Source organism: Variovorax sp. 20P10.2.4 (assembly GCF_058244205.1).
Map to the genome: position 1 here is coordinate 1 of NZ_JBZAYE010000745.1, position 3,250 is coordinate 3,250.

At 72.1% G+C, this 3,250-nt stretch carries 3 protein-coding genes; 2 read left to right on the forward strand and 1 reads right to left on the reverse strand.

The window, feature by feature from the left end; translation table 11 throughout:
* Positions 1–157: 157 nt before the first annotated feature.
* Positions 158–961 (reverse strand): GntR family transcriptional regulator, encoded by an 804-nt coding sequence (locus AC27VN_RS36755; protein WP_490879827.1) that lies wholly within the window; start codon positions 959–961, stop codon positions 158–160.
* A gap of 135 nt (positions 962–1,096) precedes the next feature.
* On the opposite strand from AC27VN_RS36755, the gene AC27VN_RS36760 reads away from it, so the two are divergent.
* Positions 1,097–1,960, forward strand: coding sequence for an isocitrate lyase/PEP mutase family protein (locus tag AC27VN_RS36760; RefSeq protein ID WP_490879828.1), 864 nt, complete (start codon positions 1,097–1,099; stop codon positions 1,958–1,960).
* A 5-nt stretch (positions 1,961–1,965) separates the two neighbouring features.
* On the forward strand, positions 1,966–3,250 hold a 1,285-nt coding region (locus AC27VN_RS36765; RefSeq protein ID WP_490879829.1), incomplete at its 3' end, for a 3-isopropylmalate dehydratase large subunit.

The following is a 3,250-nucleotide window of genomic DNA, read 5'->3' on the forward strand; positions in this document are numbered from 1 at the left end:
CAGCGCCGCACCGGCCATCTCCTCGGGCTGGTGCGAGAGCTTGAGCATGGCCGGCAGGCCGCGCGCGCGGACCGGCAGCAGATGGCCGCTCAGCGAGGAGAAGGATTCGCCGTCGGGGACCAGGTCCCAGCGCTGCAGATAGGGTTCGAACATGGGCTCAGCCCGGCGGCAACTCCAGGTCATGCACGATCTGCCCCGCCCCCATCGTATTCACCGCCTCGGCCGGCACCTCCATCAGCACGCGGCTGCGCTCGCCCGTGAAATGGATGGTGATGTACTGCACCGGCCGCTTGCGCCGGTCGTGCAGCAGCCGCACCAGCCGCACCAGCGGCGCGCCGAGGTCCACGCGCAGAAGGCCGGCGAGCACGGGGTCGGCCGCGACGGCGGTCACCTCCTGGATCACGCGGCCGAACTTGATGCCCTCGGCCATCAGGATCTCGAACAGCGCGCGCTTCTGCAACTCGGAGGCGGTCACGTGCCGGCCGACTTCCTGCGGCACCCAGGCATCGGTGACCATCATCGGCGTGCCATGCGCCGAGCGCAGGCGCACCGCGTGAACGGCGACGGCGCCCGCCTCCAGCTGCAGCTGCTGCGCCACCGTCGGCGGCGCGAGGGCCGTCTCGACCTTGAGCACGGTCACCTCGGTCTCGCGTGCCTGCCGGCCCAGCGATTCGATCAGGCCGAACGAGGGCTGCGGCCGCTGCGCGCGCGGCACGGCGCGCACGAAGGTGCCACGGCCCGGCCGCTTCTCGACCAGCCCTAGGTGTTCCAGGTCCGACACCGCGCGCCGCACGGTGATGCGCGAGACGTCGAACTGGGCGCACAGCGCGTCCTCGGCCGGAATCAGTTCGCCCACGCCATAGGCGCCCTGGGCGATCTGGTCGCGCAGCACCATGAAGAGCTGGCGGTGCAGCGCGGTGCCGGGTTCGCGGCGCAGTTGGGAAGGGTTCGGTGTGTCCATGGAGAGCTGTGCTTCGGCGGCGCGGGCCGCCCGCGCCTTCGGCCGATTGTGCCCGCCCATTCAGGCATACCCTAACAACGTCGAAAGGTTATAGCATTATGATGTCATCACCAAATCACTTCGACGCCCCGCTCCATGACCACCGCCCACGACCTGCGCCAGCTGCTCTCCCGTCCCGAACTCGTCGTCGCCCCCGGCGCCTATGACGGCATGACCGCGAAGATGGTCGAGGCGGCCGGCTTCGCCTGCGTCTACATGACCGGCGCCGGCGCCTCGGCGGCGCGCGGCTTTCCCGACTACGGCCTGCTGTCGATGAACGAGATGGCCGAGGCCGCGGGCGTGCTGGCGCGCTCGGTCGGCGTGCCAGTCATCGCCGATGCCGACACCGGCTACGGCAACGAGCTCAACGTGACGCGCACCGTGCGCGAGTACGAGATGCGCGGCGTGGCCGGGCTGCACATCGAGGACCAGGTCGCGCCCAAGCGCTGCGGCCATCTCGACGGCAAGGAGGTGATTCCGCGCGACCAGTTCGTCGCCAAGATCCGGGCCGCCCTCGCCGCCCGGCGCGACCCGGCCTTCCTGGTGATCGCGCGCACCGATGCGCGCGCGATGCTCGGGCTCGACGAGGCGGTCGAGCGCGCGCGCGAGGCACTGGCCGCCGGTGCCGACATGGTGTTCGTCGAGGCCGCGCAGTCGATGGAGGAGCTGGCCTCGATCCCGCGGCGCGTCGAGGGGCCGTGTCTGCTCAACATCGTGCGCGGCGGCAAGACGCCCGACCTGGACCTGGCGACGGCGCAGCAGATGGGCTATCGCCTCGCGATCCTGCCGAGCCTGCTGATCGGCGCCGCGGCCTCGGCCTGCGAGCAGGCACTGTCGGCCCTGCGCAGCACGGGCCAGCCGCCGAGTTCGGCCCATGCGCCCGGCGTGGCCGAGCGCTTCCGGCGCCTGGGCGCCGCGGAATGGGATGCGCTGCGCACGCGCTTCCAGGCGGCGGAATGACGGCCATGACGACGCCCTCCACCACCGCGCCGCGCACGCTGTTCGACAAGGTCTGGGACGCGCACGTGGTCCAGCCCCTGCCCGACGGCTGGGACCTGCTGCACATCGACCGCCACCTGCTGCACGACCTCTCGGGCACCGCCGGGCTGCGCGAGCTGGCCGAGCGCGGCCTGCCGGTGCGCAACCCCGAGCTGGCCTTCGCCACGCCCGACCATGCCGTCTCGAGCGCGCCCGGTCGCACCGGCCAGAGCTTCGCGGGCGGCGTGCATCTGTACCAGGGCCTCAAGCTGCTGACACGCGGCGCGGGCATCCGGCTGTTCGACCTGGGGCAGCCGGGCCAGGGCATCGTGCATGTGATGGGACCGGAACTCGGCATCGTGCAGCCCGGCATGACGCTGATCTGCGGCGACAGCCACACCTGCACCAACGGGGCCCTCGGTGCGATCGCCTTCGGCGTGGGTTCTTCGGAGGTCACGCATGCGCTCGCGAGTCAGACGCTGGTGCTGCGCCGGCCGCGCACCCTGCGCGTGCACTTCGACGGACTGCCTGGTGCCGGCGTGGGCGCCAAGGACCTCGCACTCGCGATGATCGCGCGGCTCGGTGCCAGCGCGGGCACGGGCTTCGCGGTGGAGTACGCCGGCGAGGCCGTGCGCGCGATGGAAATCGAGCAGCGCATGACGCTGTGCAATCTCTCGATCGAGCTGGGCGCGCGCATCGGCATGGTGGCGCCCGACGAGAAGACCGAGGCCTATCTGCGCGACCGCGACTTCGCGCCGCCCGAAGCACGCTTCGCCGAAGCCGCCGCCTGGTGGCGCAGCCTCCCGAGCGATCCAGGCGCGGTCTACGCGCGCGAAGGACGGATCGACGCGAGCGCCGTGGCGCCCACGCTGACCTGGGGCACGAGCCCGGAGCATGCGATCGCGATCGACGCGCGCATCCCCGATCCCGCCGATGCCACCGACGCCTCGCAGCGCCAGGCCTGGCAGGGCGCGCTCGACTACATGGGGCTCGCGGCCGGCGCGCCGCTGCAGGGCCAGCGCGTGGACCGCGTATTCATCGGCTCGTGCACCAACTCCCGACTGTCGGACCTGCGCGAGGCCGCGGCCCTGCTGCGCGGCCGTCGCGTGGCCTCGCATGTGCGGGCCTGGGTGGTGCCGGGCTCGGAGAACGTCAAGCGCGCGGCCGAACGCGAAGGCCTGGACCGGCTGTTCCGCGAAGCCGGTTTCGAATGGCGCGAGCCCGGCTGCAGCATGTGCGTGGCCGCCAACGGCGAGCAGGCCGCACCGGGCG

Excerpts from the sequence above, each read along its gene's own strand:
- AC27VN_RS36755 (WP_490879827.1), bottom strand. The coding sequence starts at position 961 with ATGGACACACCGAACCCTTCCCAACTGCGCCGCGAACCCGGCACCGCG.
- AC27VN_RS36760 (WP_490879828.1), top strand. The coding sequence starts at position 1,097 with ATGACCACCGCCCACGACCTGCGCCAGCTGCTCTCCCGTCCCGAACTC.